This window comes from Streptomyces sp. NPDC047061, assembly GCF_040643955.1.
Taxonomy (GTDB): domain Bacteria; phylum Actinomycetota; class Actinomycetes; order Streptomycetales; family Streptomycetaceae; genus Streptomyces.
On the sequence record NZ_JBEYVI010000002.1, the window covers coordinates 305,405 to 324,261 of the forward strand.

The window sequence follows — 18,857 nt, forward strand, 5'->3', positions numbered from 1 at the left end:
GCACGCGACTGACGTTTCCGTCCTTCACGGTGCCGGACGCCGGGGAGCCCCGACCATCCGGCAGACGGGTGGGTCGGGGGTGTGGACAGCCTCAGTGCAACCCTTGTGGGCTCAGCGCTGGGGAGCGAAGAGCAGGTTGCGGGTGTGCGGCGGCCGGGCTTCGTTCCAGGGCACCAGCGCACCGTCGTGCTCCGCGATCCAGTGGACCTCGTAGCCGAGGGGTTCGAACTCGGCGACGAGGTCGTCGAGGGAGGCGTCGACCAGGGCCTCCATCACCAGGGTCGGCCGGTCCCGCTTCAGCACCTGCCGGGCTCCGCGGAGCACCGACATCTCGTGCCCCTCCACGTCGATCTTGACGAGGTCCAGCTTGGTCTCGGCGAACACCTCGTCGAGGGTGAGGAGCTGGATGCGCTTGTGCTGGGCGTCAGGAGCGGCGACGCCCTCCAGGGTCGAGCCGGTGGAGAGCAGGTTCCCGGAGAAACGGACGCTGATGTCGGCCCAGCCGGGCTCGCTGGAGACACCGGCCTGGTGGAGCTTGATGTTCTGGACGCCGTTGGAGCGGACGTTCACCGAGAGCCGGGCGTGGATCTGGTCGACCGGCTCGAAGGAGTGCACCTTCGCCTTCGGGTTGGCATGCGCGGCGATCATCGAGAAGTAGCCGACATGGGCGCCGACGTCCGCGATGGTCGAACTCCGCGCGGCCAGCCGAGACCAGGTGGCGAGCGTGCCGGGCTCGTAGCCGAACGTCCCGTTCCACAGGGTGTCCATGGCCACCGCATCGTCGTTCACGCAGAACATCACGAACGGCGGACAGTACGGCGACTCGATCTCCACGTAGCCCCGGTACGGGAACTTCTTGCGGTGCACGCGGATGATGTCCCCGGTGGTGACCGGCCTGACCGATGGCGCGTGGGCCAGCATGCGGGCGTTGGCGGCTTCGACCTCGGAAATACGCATTGGGCGATGGTAAAGCCAAGGTCAGAAAATGTCACAGGGTTTTGAAATGATCCGTGAGGGAAACTCACAGATTTCCGTGGGCGGAATTTCCGGAGGCTGTTGATTTCGAATAACCCGGAATTAACCCGTCCTTTTACTTGAGCTGCTCAAAGAGCTCGGCCGTGGTGGTGGCGGTGGCGGCGCGGGTCAGCCAGGTGGTGAGGGTGTCGTGGTCGTCGCAGCCGGTGATGCGCTCGCGGGCTTCGTCGCTGACGTCGATGCCACGGCCACTGAGAACGACGAGGAGGCCTTCGGCAAGGCCTTCGGCGCGCAGGGCCTGGGCCGTCTGGGACTGGAAGATGGAGAGGTCGACGGCCATGAGGTGCCTCCAGAGGTCCGCGGCCGGCGTCTTGCCCAGGCCTTGTTCGGTGAGCTCGATGTAGATGCTCGCGGTGTCTTCGTCGTCGGCCTGCAGGCCCTTCAGAGCGGCTGCCAGTGCTTTCAGTATGGCATCGGACTCCGGCGCGCGGCTGTGCAGCGCGGAGGACAGCACCGCGAGGGAGATGTCCTTGGCGGCCGCCTCCGGCGTGTCGATGACGGGCACGGTGTCCGGGCCCAGGACGAGCGGGCGCAGGGTGAGGGTGGGCCACTGCGGGGGCCGAGGCTGACCTGCTGTGCCGCCCAGGCGGCCGTGTGCCTGTCCCGGCAGACGACCAGCAGCACCGCCGGCATCTCCGGCGTCCGCTCGGCGGACGGGCCGTGCTCCGTCAGCAGCTGGAACACCTGCTGGAGGCAGGCCAGTTGCGGAACGTCGAGCTGCAGGTGATGCCGATGGATCGTGAAGAGCATGCGGGACTCGCCGGCGGGATCGAGGTGCTGAAGTCCGAGGACGGTTCGGCGGTGGGGCGTTCGCCGGCAGTTGCCAACGGCCGCCCGGTGTCCGATGCGAAGCAGCTCCGTATCCTTGAACTGCGGTACGGCATCATCCGGGCGCAGGCGCTCACGCCGCGTGAGTCGACGGCCTTCATCGAACAACTGCTGGGGGAGACATGATCCGCAAGACCACGGCCGAGGACGCCTCCGGTCTGACGCGTCTGACGTGGTTCAAGAGCAGCTACAGCAGCAGCAGTGAAGGCGACTCCTGCGTCGAAGTCGCCACCACGCCCGCCACCGTCCACGTCCGTGACTCCAAGAACACCGCGGCCCCCTCCCGCGGCCCCCACCTCGCCTTCCCGCCCGCCACCTGGACGGCCTTCCTCTCCCACACGGCCGCCACCGGCGAGTGAGATACGCCCGCGAGCTGTTCGCACCGCTCGGGGCGGTCGTGGCCGTGGGGGCGCTGAACGCCACCGGCACGTGGTCGTTCGCCGACGTCTCGGTCGGCGCGTTCCTGTCGGACAGACGGCAACAATGGGACGGTCTCTTCGCTGCTGTCTGCTCGCTCTGCGCGTTCGACGCCGAGGAGGCCAGGGCGACCGCCGACGAGATGGGCTACTTCCGCGACTACGACCTGTCCGCGCCGGTCCTGGTTCTCTGGTCCGCCGGGGTGACGGGGATCGAGAGCCTCCACGACCCGTCGCCGTCGGTCGTGCGCCGCATGTGCCGCATGGCTGCGGACCTCCAACTGAGCGAGTTCCTCGACATGCTGGTGGCGGTGGCCCTCGACGCCGGCACGGGCGCGGCCACGGGCGCACCCCAGGTCACCGAGATCCTCACCGCCGCATGCGCTCTGGCGGACCGAACCGGAACATCACCCCGCAGCACGCCCACCGCATGTGGCGAGTCGCCCGCCTGCCGTCGATGCTCCGCCCGGACTCACCCACTCCGGACCACATCAAGGCAGGGCTCCGGTCGTACGACAGGACGCTGGAGGAGGAGCTGCTCGGCGGCGGCACGCCGGAGCGCGGCTACCGCTACGTCGGCCCTGCCGAACTCGCCGTCGCGGCACGGCAGTCCGCGGCCACCGGAACCCCGATCGAGTCCGTGGCCGACTTCGAGTCGTGGGCCGGACGGCAGTCACCGGCCGAACTGGCCGAGCCGTTCACATACGTCGTCGGCACCGACGGGCTGCTACGGCTGGCGCCTCGGCGTAGCGAACATGTGGCCTGCGCGGGCGCGGCGGCCGTACTCGGGGCCGGAGAGATCACCTTCGTGTTCGTACGCGAGGCGGGTCGCTGGGCGGTGGACGAGGTCAGCAACCAGTCGACGGGCTACTGCCCCGACACCGCGTCCTGGCCCGCGGTGGCCCGGGCACTCGACGGCATCCCGCTCGGCCGCCCCACCGCCTTCACTCACGAGGTGGTGTTCCGCCGCTGCCCGGCCTGCGCGGAGCACAACATCGTCCGTGAGGCCGACTTCGTCTGCGTCTTCTGCGGCGGCGAACTGCCGAAGGCATGGAACGTGAGCGTGGACGTGGTCGACGCCGACCGGTCAGGTCGTCTGTGAGCCGTCGAACCGGATCGCCGCCGCCGCGGCCACCGTGACCGACCGTCCCGCGTACTGGATGACCGAGAAGATCCCGTTGTGGTGGGCGACGATCTGTGCGGCCGTCGGTTCGGTGCCGGCCGGGCGTTCCATCGTGGTGTGGCCGTCGGCGACGAGGACGAGGTCGTAGCCGTGGGAGAGGGCGCTGCGGCTGGTGGAGTCGACGCAGTAGTCGGAGGCGAAGCCGGTGACGACGAGCCGGCGTACCGCGCGCTCCTCCAGGACCTGGCCGAGCGTCGTGCCGAGGAAGGAGTCCGCGCTCTCCTTGTCGAGGACCACGTCTCCCGGCCGGGGCGCCAGCGTCGGATGGATCTCCAGCCACTCGGCGTGCAACTGGGCGAACTGCTGCCGCAGGTAGACGACCGGCACGCCGTCGGCGCGAGCCCGGTCCGCGAGCTCGGCGACCCTGCCCAGGCAGGCCTCGCCGTCGTGGGCGTCCTTCAGCATGGCGCGCTGCATGTCGATGATGAGCAGTGCGGTGTCCGGCATGAAATGAGCCTGTCCGCGCGGAACGCGGACTACTCCGCCTTGTTCCCGCCACCACCCTGTTGCTGCTGCCGGCCCTCCGGCCGCACCGCGTCCTTCGCCTTCTTCGCCAGGTCGTCGTCCAGCTTCTTGAACTCGCGGACCACGGTGTCGGACATGTCGGCGAGCGAATCGATCTGCTTGGTGATGTCCTCGCGGCCGTCGTGCCAGTTGGACTCGAAGTCGTCGAGGGCGTCGTAGACCGTGCTGCTGCCGACGTCGTCCTGGTAGGACTCGAACATCTTCTTGGTGTGGTTGAGACGTTCCTTGATGGACCGCAGCTTGCGGCCGTAGTCCTCCAGCTCGCTCAGCGGTATCGCGAGATCGCTCTTGCCGTTGCCCACGTGACCGTCCCCCGTTCGCGCGTCTCGTAGTCTGGGCCGCACCGTATATCAGATCATCGGGGGAGGGGTTGCGTACACCATGGCTCGCTACATGGAGACGCTCACCATCGAGCGCGGCGGATTCCGGATCAAGGTGCCCGAGTCGTGGTGGGAGTTCGACGTGCGGCCGGAGTCCCGGGACGACTCGATCCGGCGGATGGTGAACGAGCGCGTCGCCCGGTACCCGGAGCTGGCCCAGTACCGGGACACGTACATCGCGTTCCTCCGCAAGTCCGCGGCCGACGCGTGGAAGTCGGGCGCGATGTACTGCGGCTGCATGGCGGAGAGCTTCGGCGGCGACACCCCGATCACCGGCTCGGTCACGGTGTCGCTGGTCGGCGGCCGTACCCGCGAGGGCGCGCCCCTCTCCAACGACCCGGCCGCGATCGCCGCGCAGCTCGCCCCCAAGGAGGCCCACCGGGAGGGCGACTCCTGGCGCAAGGTGACGACCGTCGACATCCCCGGCGTCGGCCCCGCCGCCCGCACCTACGGCATCGAGGACATCCCGATGCCCGAGGACAGCCTGGGCCGCACGATCCGCGCAGTCCTCATGCAGACGTTCATCCCGGTCCCCGGCCAGGAGGGCAAGGTCGCCCTGGTCGCCGGCAGCAGCCAGGTCCTCGACCTCGCCGACTCCTTCTTCGACATCTTCGACGCGATCACGTCGACGTTCCGGTTCGCGGACTAGTCCTTTGCGGTGGGATACCGGTGAGGGTCTGCTGGGGCTCGACGACCCCGCGGAGTGGGACGCCGCGTTCGAGCGCGGCGAGGACCATCTCGGCACGGCGGTGATCGGGCTGGTGTTCCACTGCCCGCTGGAGGAGGCGTCACCCCGGATCGTCGAGGTGATGGGGTTCCGACACGGCCTCCAGCGGACGAACGCCTTCGTAGCGGCCGGACATGCGGCACGGCTCAACGGGCGCCTGACCCCGGAACTCTTCGCGGCGTTGCAGGCCGAAGGCCTCGGCGGCGTCGTGGAGCACCCCATCAGGGACACCCTCACCTTCGTGCCATACCCGGACCTGCCGCCCTGGTTCAAGCGCCGGTGGGTGTATCTGACGGTGCGCAACAAGCCGGAGTACTGGTGGCTGCGCTCCGTGGACGCCATCGAAGAGGTCCGACGGGCGCTGCGCGGCCGCCGTCGCCGAGCCGAGTAGGACCACCGACGCCATGACAGCGGAGTTCCTGATGGACCTCGATCAGGGCATGGTCGAGTATTTCCGGGACATCGCGAACGAGATGATCTCGAGGTTCGGTATCTCCGGCGCGGAGGCCGTGGCCAGAATCAACGAGCGCTATCACGAGGCGGAGATCTCGGCGTACCCCGATCTCATGTGCCACGAGTTCCCGGAGTACTGGTCGTACGGTCTGTACTACTACCCGGACGCGTCCGGACGTCTGCCCACGGGCGACGACGCCGACGACGAGGGTCTCGACCTGGCCGTCCTGCGGGTCCGCCCCGCGCCTGTGGAGGGTTCCCCCTACTGGACGCTCGGGACCTGACAGCGAGTCCGACCGCCGGGCTTCACCTCGAACGACAGTTCCTTGTAAGTTCGCGTGTGCACAGGTTTGTTGACGGGGCGTACGTGACGGGGGTTGCGGGATCATGGCGGGGTACCGACCGGCGGACTGGCATCCACTCGACCTCGACAGGGACCCGACCCCCGGTGACCCGCAACGCGTCCGGACCCTCGCCACGCAGCTGCACGCCTTCGCCGACGACGTCTCCGACGCGCTGCGTCTGGTCAAGGGCATGGCCGGTGAGGACACCCTCCTGCAGTGGGCCGGCAAGTCGGCCGAGGTGTTCAAGGAGCAGTTCAAGGACGTCCCGAAGAACCTGAAGAAGCTGAAGAAGTCGTACGAGATGTGCGGCGACGCCCTCGCGGACTACTGGCCGAAGCTGGAGCGGGCGCAGGCGCTTGCCGACAAGGCTCTCGCCAAGGCGAAGGAGGCCCAGTCGGACCTGTCCTCCGCCAAGTCCCGTCTCTCCTCGGCCGATTCATGGGTCACCCGGGCGACGAAGGAAGCCGACAAGTACAAGGACGACCCCACCGGAAGCAAGTCCGACGGCGACAAGCCGGACGAGGGCAAGGTCCGGGCCGCCGCCCGGGACGTGCAGAGCGCGAAGTCCGCCCACACCCAGGCTCAGTCGGACGTGACCACGGCCCAGAACGCCCTGGACGCGGCGAAGAAGATGGCCGAGGACGCGCGGAAGATGCGCGACGACGCGGCGGGTGAGGCGAAGCGGAAGATCGACGAGGCGTCGGATGCCGGGATTCCGAACCGGCACTGGTGGCAGGACGTCGGGCATTGGTTCGAGGACAACTGGGACACCATCGTCACGGTCTGCAAGGTGGTCGTGGCGGTCGTCGGGATCATCGCGATGATCATCGGTGGGCCGATCCTCGGCGCGATCGTGCTCGTCGCCGCGCTCGTCGTCCTCGCGGACACCCTCTACAAATACTCAAAGGGGCAGGCGTCCCTGTGGGATGTGGCCTTTGCCGCGCTGGACTGCATACCCGGCGGCAAGGGCATCACCAGCCTCGGCAAACTCGCCAAGGGTGCGCGGGGACTTGGCAAGCTGGGGCTCAAGGGCATGGCCGAGGCCGTGCGTGGGCTCGGAACTCGTGGCCTGACCAGTCTGCGCTCCGGGATGACGGATCTGGTCGCCAGAGGCAAGGCACTTGCCGGGCGCTGCCCGGGCGGCGATCCGATCGACCTGGTGTCGGGCGAGATGCTCATGGTCGCTTCAGATGTGACGTTGCCGGGCATCCTGCCGCTCGAAGTCAAGCGGACTCATTTGTCCACCTACAACTACGGCAGGTGGTTCGGTCCGTCCTGGGCATCAACGCTCGACGAACGACTGGAGATGGACGACCAGGGGATCGCCTTCGCCTCGGACGACGGAATGCTGCTCGCCTACCCCCGTCCAACCACTGGCGATCCCGTGTATCCGCTGGAAGGGCCCCGCTGGCCGTTGGAGTGGGACGGAAAACTCGGCGGGCCGATGACCATCATGGATCCGGAGACCGGGGTGACCCGCGTGTTCCAGCCGGACGGTGCGCCGGGTGCCGACGGCAGCACGGTGTTCTCCCTGCACAGCCGGAGCGACCGCAACGGACATCGCCTCGACATCGAGTACTCGGCTGCCGGGGAGCCGGTGGCTCTGCATCACAGCGGGGGGTACCGCGTCGCGATCGAAACGGAGGCCGGGCGCATCGCATCGCTGCGACTGGCGGAAGCGACCGGCTCGGACGACGCGACTTTGGTGCGCTACGCCTACCGTGACGGTGACCTGGTCCATGTGTACAACTCCTCCGGCCTGCCCTTCCGGTATGCCTATGACGACCGGGGGAGGATCACCAGGTGGGAGGACCGGTGCGGTTCCTGGTACGAGTTCGAGTACGACGAAGAGGACCGCTGCGTACGCGGCGCGGGTGCGGACGGATTCCTCGACTGCCGGCTCACGTACGACCGTGATGCGCGCCGGACCGTGTACTCCGACTCGTCCGGACAGGCCACCGTGCACGAGTACAACGAGCGGCTGCAGCGTACGGCGGTCATCGATGCGCTCGGGAACATCACGCGATACGAATGGGACCGCCGGGACCGGTTGGTGGGGCATACCGACGCGCTGGGCAACAGCACCCGTTATGCCTACGACGCGGCCGGAAACCTGGTCAGCATCACGAGCGCCGACGGCACCACCGCTCGGGCCGAGTTCAATGAGCAGCGCCTTCCGATGCTGACCGAGGCCGCCGACGGCTCCCGCTGGTCCTACGCCTACGACGACCGTGGCAACCGCACGTCGGTCACCACCCCACTCGCGGAGACGACCCGGTTCGCCTATGACGGCAAGGGAGCGCTGACCGAGATCACCGACCCGGCCGGAGCGGTCACAAGGGTCGAGACCGATGCACGTGGGCTTCCCGTGAAGTCGGTCGACCCCCTCGGCGGCACCGTGCAGCACACCCGGGACGCTTTCGGCCGGGTCTCCGAGATCCGCGACGCTCTGGGCAATGTGACCCGCCTGACCTGGAACGTCGAGGGCAAGCCCCTGTCGCGGACCACGCCCGACGGCGGCAGGGAGGTCTGGGAGTGGGACGCCGAGGGGCGTCTCGTGCGCCACACGGATTCCGCCGGCTCCGTCACTCGTTTCGGGTACACCCATTTCGATCTTCCTGCCTGGCGGTCCGATGCCGACGGCGTGCAGCGGCACTTCCGCTACGACACGGAACTCAGACTGGTAGGCGTCACGAACGAGCAGGGCCTCGCGTGGGAGTACCGATTCGGCACCACGGGGCTCCTGGAGTCGGAGACCGACTTCAACGGCCGCACGCTGATCTATTCGTACGATGCCGCCGGCCGGCTCGCTCGGCGCACCAATGGCGCCGGACAGGTCACGTCCTACGAGCGTGACGCGGTGGGCAGGGTCGTCGGAAAGCGCACCGCGGAGTCCTCGACGACGTTCTCCTACGCGTCGAGCGGACAGGTGTACCGGGCCCGATGCGGCGATGTCGTCGTGGAGGCGGAGCGCGATCGGCTCGGACGGGTACTGAGCGAGACGACCAACGGCCGAACCATCAGTCACACCTATGACCGACTGGGCCGCCGCACGGTGCGCAGGACGCCGTCCGGAGCGGAGAGCCGGTGGGAGTACTCGGAGCGGAGTCTGCCGTCGAGGCTTTCGAGCGCCGGCCACGAGATCGTCTTCCGGCACGACGAAGATGGCAAAGAGATGGTCCGGGACTTCGGCGATTCCCTCCGCATGGAGCGTCACTGGGACGAATGCCGCCGGATGACGTCCCATGTGCTGCGGGCTCCTGACGGCCACGGCCTCGGCGACGAGAGCCGGGTCGTCAGCCGTCGCGACTATGTGTACGGAATCGGTGACCGACTGACCGAAACACGCGACCTGCACGGCGGCCGGCAGCAGTTCCGGCACGACGAGCGCGGTCGCGTCGTGGCGGTCGACGGTGATTCCTGGCAAGAACGCTACGCGTACGACGCCGCGGGCAACCCGACGTCCTCGTCCTCGTCGCTCACGGGCCGAGCGGACGGAGAGCAGGCCCGGCACACGTATGCCGGGAACCAGGTTCGTCGAGCGGCCATGAGGTCGTATTCGTACGACGGCCAGGGCCGGGTCACCCGACTGGTGCAGCGGACACTGTCCGGGGGCCGCCGGGCGTGGTCGTTCAGCTGGGACGCGGACGACCGGCTCACCGGCATGACCGGCCCCGACGGTCGTCGCTGGAGCTATGACTACGACCCGTTCGGACGCCGCACGGAGAAGCGGTGCCACGCCGAGGACGGGCAGGTCATCGAGCGGACCGCGTTCACCTGGGACGGCCAGCGCCTGGCCGAGCAGTCCCGCTGGAGCGACGCGGGCGAGCACACTGTCACGTGGGAGTACGAACCAGGTACGCACCGACCGATGGCGCAGGCGGAGCGGATGTGGTCGCGCGAGCTGCCGCAGGAGGAAGTCGACGAGCGGTTCTTCGCCATCGTCACGGACGTCGTCGGCACGCCTGTCGAACTGATCGGTCTCGACGGCGCGGTGCGGTGGCGGGGCAGATCCGGTCTCTGGGGCGACGAAGACGCCCTTGACACGGCCGCGGCGGGCGGGCTGTCGTGCCCGCTCCGCTTCCCCGGGCAGTACGCGGACGAGGAAAGCGGCCTCCACTACAACTTCCACCGCTACTACGACCCGCACAGTGTCCGCTTTCTGACCCCCGACCCGCTCGGGCTCCAGGCAGGGCCCGACCACTACGCCTACGTCTCCAATCCCCATCTCTGGGTGGATCCGCTCGGCCTGCAGCGGTGCCCGACGTTCGTGGGCATCCAGTGGATGACCGACAAAATGCTGCAACGCGTTTCATTCCGCTACCAACGGTTCGTCACGCACACGGACTACGAGCAGGTGTGGCGCCTCGGAGACGGTCGGGAGGTGCACGTGGACGGTGGTCCCACCGCGGACGGCTTCATCGTCGAGGCGAAGTGGACCGGTGGTGACCATCCGGGTGAGTGGGCGGCGTCTCAGTACAATCCTGCGCATCGTCACTACGACGAGGACCGGATCACCAGTCAGGCCGAGAAGCTCCTGGCGCTGAACGAAGGACTGGGCGGCAAGGGGGTGCGGTATGCCACCTCCTACCCGGAGGGAGCCGAGCACCTCCGGGATCTTTTCAACAGCAAGTTCCCAGACGAATTCGCCGATGGAAGGCTGAACGTCTTCCACGTGCCGGGAAACGGAATGGATTAGGGCGTGGACGAGGTCGTTGCAGTTCTGGAGCTCCTGGCCGACGACGAGAGCCTGACGGGAGAGAGGGTCGGTGTCGTCCTGGAACGGCTGGGCTGGGGCGTGGCGCGCCAAGTGCCGGGTGCCGCGTTCCCGCGTGTCTGGCGCAAGAACGACCTCCTGGCGGGCATTGAGGGGGACGCCCCGCAGGTGCGCCTCGCTGTCACCCTGTGGGAGCGCGAGGTCAACGAGGAGGCCGGCTTCGACGCGTTGGAAGCGCTGTACGACGAGTCCGCGCAGGTGGTCGGACGGATCGCACACGAGGTGGAGACTGGTGTCCTTGCCGGGCGCCTCGCCCGACTGGACGGTGGCCAGACGGTGGGCATCGACTACATCGAGCAGCGGGCCTGGGGCCTGGGACGCCGGTTGCTGCTCGTTGGTGCGGTCCAGGACGACACGGAACTCCCGGTGAGGGTCGACGCCGTCGTTTCATGAACTGGGGCGTGCGGTGAGTACTGGCGCGATGTCTGATGTGTCGCAGCGGAATCCGGCGGTCTACCGGCTCCTGCCGAGCCTGGGCGACTACGAGACGCTGCGTCTGGACGGTGCCGACCAAAGCAGGCTCATGCGGTGGCAGCGGAGCAGGGACGAAGCGGACCGGCAGACCCGGCTGCGTGCCGAATGGATGGACGACTCCGCGCCCAGGAGCGAGTTCCCCAGCGGCAGTCCCGGAGCGCCCGTGCTCAGCCGCCGTCTGGCCGAGGGGTTCGGGGACGAACTGCTGTCGGCCGGGAGCCTGGTCCCCGTCGAGATCCGCAACGGCAAGGACGACGACTACGTCCTGTACCTCGTCGACCAGGTGGTCGACTGCCTTGATGTGCGCAGGTCGTCCAAGCCGAAGCGGAACGGCGAGATCAAGAAGCCCGTGTACCGTCCCGAGGTACTGCCGACCGGGCTGCCCGCCTTTCGGCTGCCGCAGTTCCCTCGCGCCGTCCAATGGAACGGCTGGGCAGTCGATCGGCTCCTCGGGCTCACCGGGGACCAGATCGAGGCCCGTCCGACCTGGTCCGAAGACCCCGCAGTCAAGCCTCATCGCGACCCCTGGGGATTCTGACGCGCCCGATCGGCGGGGACCGGTCCGGGAGCCGCGTCATCCACGCCGGTTCGGTGTCCCTCGGGGCTTCTGAGCACGCCCTGTCGGACGCGGAGCGTCAGCGCAGGGTCGGTATCCCGCCTCCTTCGGTTCGGGTCAGCGTGACGCCGGTCAGACCGCGCAGTCGGCGTTCCGCCAGAGCCGTGAGCCGGTCGGCGGTCGGCGGGGCAAAGCCCAGGCCGATGGCATAGCGGACCGGGTTCGCGGTGAAGGGGCGGGGCCAGGCGTGGCAGTCGGGGACCGACGTCGAGAGGTCGGTGACGAGGGCTCGCATTCTGCCCCTCACCCGGCCCTCGTCCGCGCCCGGGCCCACCGTGAGGACCGCCCAGGCCGCGTGGCGGCGGTGGAGCGGGGGAGGGGCGAGGAACTCGGCCGGTGGGCAGGGGTCCGTGGTCGCTTCCAGCAACTCCCAGGCCCGGAAAAGCTCTTGGACGACCAGGTCACGCATGCCCGCCGTCACCTGGTCGGTGCAGGGGCGTACGGGGGCGGAGGGTGTCGTGATGGTGAGGGGGAGGAGGGGCTGGGCTCGCTCGCCTGTCCGGCCGACCGGCTCCCGCCAGTCCCAGGCCGCCCACGTCGCGAAGAAGTGCCGTAGGAGATCGCCCGGCGCGAGGTCGCCGGCCTCGGCCGTGGTGCGGGCGGCCAGGACGGACCAGGCCAGGCCCGGTATGCCTCCGAACGGTGCCGAGTCCAGGCCCCGGGCCTTCGCCCATGCCTTGACCTGCGTGGCCAGCCGGGTGAAGGCAACCCCGTGACCGCCCACCGAGGCCAGCAGCGCGTCGGCGTCGCTCACCGCACTGAGCGCGATCGCGGCCTCCTCGCCCAGCTCGGTCCGGCGCACAACCGCCTCCGCGGGGTCCGTCGATCCCGTGGTGACCACGACCAGGTCCACGTCCAGCCCGTCGATCCGCAACCGCAGACCGGGTACGCGGGCCCCGACCACCTCCCGCACACCCGTCGCCTCGGGGAGAGCGGCGGCCAACCGTGCCCGTACGGCGGGGAGTCCGACCGTGCCGGGCAGCACCGCCACCAGGTCCAGGTCCGCACCGGGCAGCGCGCAGCCCATACGCCGGGAGCCGACGACGTGTACGACGGCGTCGGGGAGCGCGTCCTCGACGCGACGGGCGATCTCCTCGGCCACCCGCGCCATGTCCTGGGCCCCGCCCTGCGCGGCCTCCTCCGCCCACCGCACCTCGCCCGTTCCCAGCGTCACCGTGGCCCGCACCCGCATCGGCTCGTCCCCGCGCCGCGAAAGCAGTGCCAGCTCGCCGACCCGGACCGGCATCGGGGCGAGCCGGGCCGCGCAGGCGGTGGCCAGGGTGTTCGGGTCGGTGGTGCGGCCCAGGCTGAGGTGCGGGGTGAAGCCCGGGTGGCGGCCGCCGCACCGGGGGAAGTGGCGCAGCAGCGTGCGGTGCAGGTCGGCCCAGGGCTCCTCACCCGCGGCCGCGGGGTCGAGCCAGACGGTCGCGTCGTCCCGGTGGCCGAACCACTGCACCCCCTCCAGCCGGGCGTCGAAGGGAGCGGTGGCGGCCGTCGCGAGCACGGCCGCCGCCCGTTCGAAGGCGTGTTCCGGTACGAATCCGAAGAGCAGGTTCACATGCGGGGGCCAGCGGTGGATCTGCGGGTCGTGGTCCCGGCGGATCTCCTGCAGCGGGGCCCACAGCTCCTCGGGCGGGAGCCACGCCAGCGCCGTACGGGGCGTCGGTCCTTCGGCGAGGGACTCCAGGGCGTCCGCCTCCGCAGCGCCCACCGTGAGTTCGGCCAGGACGCCGTAGTGATCGGAGACGTACGTCCCCTCCGCCGACGGCACGTCACCGCGGAGTTCGGCGCTCCGTACCCGCAGCCCCTCCCCGCGCAGCAGCACCCGGTCCAGCCGCGAGGCCCGGCCGGTCAGCGAGGAGATCGCGGCCAGCGGATTGCCGCCCGGGTCGAAGGTCGGGGTCGTGTCGTCGGCGCCGTGCACCTCGCTCCACGCGTCCCGCAGGCCCAGCGTCACCTGCGGCGTGTGGCCGCCGTCGTTGAAGTCGCCCAGCAGGAGCAGCTCGGCGTCCACGCCCGCCAGGCCCTCGGCGATGCGGGTGAGTTCCGCCGTGCGCCGGCCGGCGCCGTTCTCCGAGTGGTCGCTGCTCAGATGGGTCGCCGCGACGACCACGGGCCGTCCGCCCGCCTCCACGACCAGGGCGGTCACCGCCTTGTACGGGCCCAGTTCATGGTGCGCGGCCTCGATGACGGGCAGCCGGCTCAGGAGCAGCAGACCGCACGCGTCGACGTCCCGCCCTCGTGGGTCCGTGCCCAGCGTCCAGCCCGCCCGCACCCACTCCTCGCCCAGCAGCAGGACGAGGAGTTCCGCCTCGACCTCCTGCAACGCGATCACGTCCACGTCCGCGTCGCGCAGGGCCCGCACCAGCAGAGGCCTGCGCCGGGCACTGTCGATGCGGTCGGCGTCGTACCGGTCCCAGAGCGTGTTCCAGGTCAGTACCCGCACACCGCCGGATCCCCGCACACCGCCGGACGAGTCCCCGCGTCGAGAGGGCGCGGGCCCCCAGCCCGCGCCGTCCCACGCGTACGGCGTACGGGCCGTGAAGAACGGCGCCCGGAGCAGCCGGGCCTCGCGAACCCGCCCCGCCTCCGTCGCGTCGATCCGGTCCGCCCCCGTGGCCCGGTCCCACACCACCTCGCCGTCGGCCTCGATGAACAGCACCCGGTGCCAGGGGATCTCGCCCCCGGGCACGAACGCGGGCAGCGGGACACGCTTCGGCGCCGCGCCGCGCTGGAGGACGCCGAGGACGAAGCGGGCCGGGTCGAAACGCGCGTCCCAGCGCACCCGGTGATAGATCTCCTCGCTCGTACGCACGCGTCAGACCTCTTCCTCGACGGTCCCGCTCGCCCCGATGTACCAGGTGCGATGGGCGTCGCCCGGATACGGCGGGGCGAAGCGCCGCAGCTGGCCGGTGAGCACGTCGGGCGGCACCGGGTGCTCGCGGCGGGTGTTGCGCCGTACCAGCTCGTCCTCGTCGACCAGGACCACGGCGTGCGTGATCAGGGCGTCATGGCGGTGGGCGATCCCGTGCACCAGCGCGCGCTGCTGCTTGGTGAGGGACGTGGCGTCCCACACCGCGGTCCCGCCGCCGGCCAGGGCCCGGTCCAGCCGGCCGAGCCCCTCGCGGAGGACCTCGCCGTTGGCCCGCTGGTCGGCGCGTGAGCCGCGCGCCTCGCGCAGGTCGTCCAGGGAGACGTACGCGTCCACGCCCGGGAGCCCCCGTGCGAAGGTGCTCTTGCCGCTGCCGGCCGGACCGACCGTCTGGACCAGCTTCGGGAACGCGCCGGACCGCCAGCGCCAGGTTGCCGCGACGGCCTCGTCGGCACCGCCGATCCGCCCCAGCGCGTACGCCTCCCGGGCCTCGGCCCGGCACCGGGCGGCCGTGTCGGCCGGCAGTTCTGCGAACACCTCCCGCAGCCCTGGGCTCCGCACGTCCTCGGCGTGCAGCGCCGACCACTCCACCTGCTCGCGTGCCTCGTCCGTGTCCGCGGTGGCCCGGGCGACCGCATGCAGCAGACCCAGGTCGGCGGCGTACGACAGGCGCACCAGACCGGCCCGCCGGTCTCCGTCCGGAAACGGCAGGTGCAGCGCCGGGTGCAGCCCCACGAGGTCGGCGACCCGGCGGGCGAGCGGTATGCCCGCCACCGTGGCGAGCCGTGCCGCCAGCCGCCCCCGCCGCACTCCGTGCAGCAGCGCGGCCAGGGCACCGGCCAGCAGGTCGTCCCCGGACCGCCCCGCCGGATCGAAGCGGTCGACGGCCCGTGCGTCCCCCTCGCCGGGCAGCCCCGCGGCCTCCGCCAGCGCCCGCGCGTCGACGGCCGCTCCCGATCGCACCGCCCACAGGGCCGCCCCGGCCCCGAGCCCGTTCGCGACGACGGCCGCGTGCATCCAGTGCGTATCTGTCTGTACGTGTCCCGCCCGCACCCACTTGGCCACGCGTTCCCCGAACTCCTGCGCGCCGAACCCGTCCGCGACCCGGACGACGTATCCCTCCTGCCGGCCGGGATCCAGCCGCAGAGCATGCAGCGCCCGCTCGTCGAACACGCCTCGCCACAGCACCCTGGGAACGGGAACGCCCAGCCCGCGCAGGAAGACCACCGTCCGGTCCCAGTCCAGGCAGCGGCCCTCCGCGTCCCAGACCGAGAAGCCGTAGAAGTAGCTCTCCAGGTCGTCGTACGCGATCGAGTGCCGGGCGAACATGTTCTCCCCGCACACCCGCCACCCCTCCGGGACGGCGTGGCCGATCCGGGCTTGGAGCGCCTTGACCCAGGTGCGGGAGGGGTGAGGGGCCGAGTCAAGCGAACGGGCGTGCAGGCCGTCGGCATAAAGTGTGGTGTTCTCGCCGTCGAGCTTCTCGGTCACCACGACCTCGCGGCCGCGCAGGCCGGACAGGTCGGTGACCCGGAGATCATCGGCGGTCGCGCCGGGCGACCAGGGCAGATGCCGGGTCCGTGGATAGTGCGTACGCATGGTGAACGTCCCCCGTGACAGCTGTTGTGCCTGCTCAGCGTAGGGGTGGGGGTGGCGGCGGGCGAGCGGATTACGGTGCGGCCGGGATCGGCCGAGGCCCTCGCGGACGCCGCTGGGGAGAGGCCGGGTTTGACCTGCGTCACTCCGGGGGTAAGCTCCCCGGCCCGATTGGCCAGCCCCCCGCCCTCTATGGCAGACTGTCGGAGTTGCTCGGTCGAGTGTTGATGCTGCGCGCCTCCCGCCGGGAGGACCGGAAGCGAGTCCCACAGTACTCGTCGTCCTAACTGCCACTACGGCAGCACTGGGGCGGACGTACGGGAATCTTTCGGGAAGTGCGGTGCGGCACCGGCCAGGCACCCGGTGGGCCTTCCGCCCCCGGCTTGCGGTTCCGGAAGGGCCGTGCTTTCCCAGCAGGGATGTTCGAACAAGGGGCATCTGTGTCGGCGAGAGCGCGACACACCCGACCGCGTGGGTCGGAGAAGGATGGCGGAACCGCCGGGTTCCAGAGCGTGCAAAGACAGGACTACTGAGTAGCCATGGCGGGACAGAAGATCCGCATCCGGCTCAAGGCCTACGACCACGAGGTCATCGACTCCTCGGCGAAGAAGATCGTCGAGACGGTGACCCGCACTGGTGCGTCGGTCGCGGGCCCGGTGCCGCTGCCCACTGAGAAGAACGTGTACTGCGTCATCAAGTCGCCGCACAAGTACAAGGACTCGCGCGAGCACTTCGAGATGCGCACCCACAAGCGCCTGATCGACATCCTCGACCCGACGCCGAAGACCGTTGACTCCCTGATGCGACTCGACCTCCCGGCCGGTGTCGACATCGAGATCAAGCTCTGAGGCCGGTGATCTGAGAATGGCTAAGCAGATCAAGGGCATCCTGGGCGAGAAGCTCGGCATGACGCAGGTGTGGGACGAGAACAACCGTGTTGTTCCGGTCACCGTCGTCAAGGCCGGCCCCAACGTCGTCACCCAGGTCCGTACCAACGACGTCGACGGCTACGAGTCGGTCCAGATCGCCTTCGGCGAGATCGACCCGCGCAAGGTGAACAAGCCCCTCAAGGGCCACTTCGCGAAGGCCGACGTCACCCCCCGCCGTCACCTTGTCGAGATCCGTACGGCCGACGCCTCCGAGTACACCCTCGGTCAGGAAGTCACCGCCGAGGTCTTCGAGGCCGGCGTGAAGGTCGACGTCACCGGCAAGAGCAAGGGCAAGGGCTTCGCCGGTGTCATGAAGCGTCACAACTTCAAGGGCCTCGGCGCCGGTCACGGCACCCAGCGCAAGCACCGCTCGCCCGGTTCCATCGGTGGCTGCGCCACCCCGGGCCGCGTGTTCAAGGGCCTCCGCATGGCGGGTCGCATGGGCAACGAGCGTGTCACCACCCAGAACCTGACCGTCCACGCCGTTGACGCGGAGAAGGGTCTGCTGCTCATCAAGGGCGCGGTTCCCGGTCCGAACGGCGGCCTCGTCCTGGTCCGCACCGCGGCCAAGGGGGCCTGAGGTAACCGATGAGCACTGTTGACATCCTTTCGCCTGCCGGCGAGAAGACCGGTAGCGTCGAGCTCCCCGCGGAGATCTTCGGCGTGGAGAAGGTCAGCATCCCGCTGATCCACCAGGTCGTCGTCGCGCAGAACGCGGCCGCCCGCCAGGGCACGCACAAGACGAAGACCCGTGGCGAGGTCCGTGGTGGTGGCAAGAAGCCTTACCGCCAGAAGGGCACCGGCCGCGCCCGTCAGGGCTCGACCCGCGCGCCGCAGTTCGCCGGCGGTGGCGTCGTCCACGGCCCGCAGCCGCGTGACTACTCGCAGCGCACCCCGAAGAAGATGAAGGCTGCCGCTCTGCGTCACGCCCTCACCGACCGGGCGCGCCACAACCGCATCCACGTCGTCACCGGCGTGATCGAGGGCGAGAACCCCAGCACCAAGGCCGCTCGCACGCTGTTCGGCAAGATCTCGGAGCGCAAGAACCTGCTCCTGGTCATCGACCGTGCCGACGAGGCCGCGTGGCTGTCCGCCCGCAACCTGCCCCAGGTCCACATCCTGGAGCCGGGCCAGCTGAACACGTACGACGTGATCGTCTCGGACGACGTGGTCTTCACCCAGGCCGCCTTCGAGTCCTTCGTCGCCGGCCCGAAGGCCAACGACACCGAAGGGACCGAGGTCTGATGGCTACCCGCCACCCGAGCATCGCCTCGAAGGCCGCCAAGGCCGCCAAGGCCGCGCGCGTCGCCAAGGCGCGCCGCCACGAGGCCGAGGGCAAGAACACCGTCGAGACGCCGATCAGCAAGTCGTACACGGACCCCCGTGACGTGCTGCTGAAGCCGGTCGTCTCGGAGAAGAGCTACGCGCTCCTGGACGAGAACAAGTACACGTTCGTCGTCGCCCCGGGCGCCAACAAGACCCAGATCAAGCAGGCCGTCCAGGCGGTCTTCTCGGTCAAGGTCACCGGGGTCAACACCCTCAACCGCCAGGGCAAGCGCAAGCGCACCAAGACCGGTTTCGGTCAGCGCGCGGGCTCCAAGCGCGCGATCGTGACCCTCGCCGAGGGCGACCGTATCGACATCTTCGGCGGTCCGACCGCGTAAGCGGGTCGGATCGTCCGATATCGGACGAGGACTGAGAA

General features: G+C 69.7%; 18 protein-coding genes and 1 pseudogene. 13 read left to right on the top strand and 6 right to left on the bottom strand.

Annotated elements, in window-relative coordinates:
- Positions 1–111 precede the first annotated feature (111 nt).
- The gene (locus ABZ887_RS04830) at positions 112–957 is read right to left on the bottom strand and encodes an FkbM family methyltransferase (protein WP_361282940.1); all 846 of its coding nucleotides are present in this window, start codon (positions 955–957) and stop codon (positions 112–114) included.
- Positions 958–1,090: 133 nt separating this feature from the next.
- Positions 1,091–1,540 (bottom strand): hypothetical protein, encoded by a 450-nt coding sequence (locus tag ABZ887_RS04835; protein WP_361282942.1) that lies wholly within the window; start codon positions 1,538–1,540, stop codon positions 1,091–1,093.
- 128 nt (positions 1,541–1,668) lie between these two features.
- Between ABZ887_RS04835 and ABZ887_RS04840 the strand changes: the two are divergent.
- The 3 genes and pseudogenes from ABZ887_RS04840 to ABZ887_RS04850 form a co-directional block, all read left to right on the top strand.
- Positions 1,669–1,989, top strand: a pseudogene (locus ABZ887_RS04840) (Scr1 family TA system antitoxin-like transcriptional regulator); the annotation flags it as partial.
- Positions 1,986–2,222: a DUF397 domain-containing protein gene (locus ABZ887_RS04845; protein ID WP_361282944.1), complete on the top strand. Its 237-nt coding sequence runs from the start codon at positions 1,986–1,988 to the stop codon at positions 2,220–2,222. The pseudogene ABZ887_RS04840 and the gene ABZ887_RS04845, both read left to right, overlap by 4 nt.
- A gap of 592 nt (positions 2,223–2,814) precedes the next feature.
- Positions 2,815–3,381 (top strand): hypothetical protein, encoded by a 567-nt coding sequence (locus tag ABZ887_RS04850; RefSeq protein ID WP_361283363.1) that lies wholly within the window; start codon positions 2,815–2,817, stop codon positions 3,379–3,381.
- On the opposite strand, the gene ABZ887_RS04855 is transcribed toward ABZ887_RS04850, so the two are convergent.
- Both ABZ887_RS04855 and ABZ887_RS04860 read right to left on the bottom strand, forming a co-directional pair.
- Positions 3,367–3,909: an isochorismatase family protein gene (locus tag ABZ887_RS04855; RefSeq protein ID WP_361282946.1), complete on the bottom strand. Its 543-nt coding sequence runs from the start codon at positions 3,907–3,909 to the stop codon at positions 3,367–3,369. The two genes, ABZ887_RS04850 and ABZ887_RS04855, sit on opposite strands and share 15 nt — an antisense overlap.
- 29 nt (positions 3,910–3,938) lie before the next feature.
- Positions 3,939–4,289, bottom strand: coding sequence for a hypothetical protein (locus ABZ887_RS04860; protein ID WP_361282948.1), 351 nt, complete (start codon positions 4,287–4,289; stop codon positions 3,939–3,941).
- 79 nt (positions 4,290–4,368) lie between these two features.
- Between ABZ887_RS04860 and ABZ887_RS04865 the strand changes: the two genes are divergently transcribed.
- The 6 genes from ABZ887_RS04865 to ABZ887_RS04890 all read left to right on the top strand — a co-directional run bounded on the left by ABZ887_RS04865 (position 4,369) and on the right by ABZ887_RS04890 (position 11,680).
- Positions 4,369–5,016, top strand: a complete 648-nt coding sequence (locus tag ABZ887_RS04865; protein ID WP_361282950.1) for a hypothetical protein — start codon at positions 4,369–4,371, stop codon at positions 5,014–5,016.
- A 4-nt stretch (positions 5,017–5,020) separates the two neighbouring features.
- Positions 5,021–5,485, top strand: a complete 465-nt coding sequence (locus ABZ887_RS04870) for a hypothetical protein (RefSeq protein ID WP_361282952.1) — start codon at positions 5,021–5,023, stop codon at positions 5,483–5,485.
- 13 nt (positions 5,486–5,498) lie between these two features.
- Positions 5,499–5,831 carry a hypothetical protein gene (locus ABZ887_RS04875; RefSeq protein WP_361282954.1) on the top strand — a complete coding sequence of 111 codons (333 nt, stop codon included), beginning with the start codon at positions 5,499–5,501 and terminating at the stop codon, positions 5,829–5,831.
- A 103-nt stretch (positions 5,832–5,934) separates the two neighbouring features.
- On the top strand, positions 5,935–10,590 hold the full coding sequence (locus tag ABZ887_RS04880; protein WP_361282956.1) for an RHS repeat-associated core domain-containing protein: 4,656 nt from the start codon (positions 5,935–5,937) through the stop codon (positions 10,588–10,590).
- Positions 10,591–10,593: 3 nt separating this feature from the next.
- On the top strand, positions 10,594–11,061 hold the full coding sequence (locus ABZ887_RS04885; protein WP_361282958.1) for a hypothetical protein: 468 nt from the start codon (positions 10,594–10,596) through the stop codon (positions 11,059–11,061).
- Between the two features lie 28 nt (positions 11,062–11,089).
- Positions 11,090–11,680 (top strand): hypothetical protein, encoded by a 591-nt coding sequence (locus ABZ887_RS04890; protein WP_361282960.1) that lies wholly within the window; start codon positions 11,090–11,092, stop codon positions 11,678–11,680.
- A 97-nt stretch (positions 11,681–11,777) separates the two neighbouring features.
- On the opposite strand, the gene ABZ887_RS04895 is transcribed toward ABZ887_RS04890, so the two are convergent.
- Together ABZ887_RS04895 and ABZ887_RS04900 are read right to left on the bottom strand one after the other, a co-directional pair.
- Positions 11,778–14,573, bottom strand: coding sequence for a poly(A) polymerase (locus ABZ887_RS04895; RefSeq protein ID WP_361282962.1), 2,796 nt, complete (start codon positions 14,571–14,573; stop codon positions 11,778–11,780).
- Between the two features lie 3 nt (positions 14,574–14,576).
- Positions 14,577–16,229, bottom strand: coding sequence for an RNA ligase family protein (locus tag ABZ887_RS04900; RefSeq protein ID WP_361282964.1), 1,653 nt, complete (start codon positions 16,227–16,229; stop codon positions 14,577–14,579).
- Positions 16,230–16,765: 536 nt separating this feature from the next.
- Between ABZ887_RS04900 and rpsJ the strand changes: the two genes are divergently transcribed.
- The 4 genes from rpsJ to rplW are packed head-to-tail and all read left to right on the top strand — an operon-like array spanning position 16,766 to position 18,819.
- Positions 16,766–17,074, top strand: coding sequence for a 30S ribosomal protein S10 (gene rpsJ / locus ABZ887_RS04905; RefSeq protein ID WP_003948644.1), 309 nt, complete (start codon positions 16,766–16,768; stop codon positions 17,072–17,074).
- A gap of 16 nt (positions 17,075–17,090) precedes the next feature.
- Positions 17,091–17,735, top strand: a complete 645-nt coding sequence (rplC, locus tag ABZ887_RS04910) for a 50S ribosomal protein L3 (RefSeq protein WP_062706771.1) — start codon at positions 17,091–17,093, stop codon at positions 17,733–17,735.
- 8 nt (positions 17,736–17,743) lie between these two features.
- Positions 17,744–18,400 (top strand): 50S ribosomal protein L4, encoded by a 657-nt coding sequence (rplD, locus tag ABZ887_RS04915; protein WP_067119432.1) that lies wholly within the window; start codon positions 17,744–17,746, stop codon positions 18,398–18,400.
- Positions 18,400–18,819, top strand: coding sequence for a 50S ribosomal protein L23 (gene rplW / locus ABZ887_RS04920; RefSeq protein WP_189268840.1), 420 nt, complete (start codon positions 18,400–18,402; stop codon positions 18,817–18,819). The genes rplD and rplW overlap by 1 nt, the downstream gene beginning before the upstream one ends.
- The last annotated feature ends 38 nt before the right edge of the window (positions 18,820–18,857 follow it).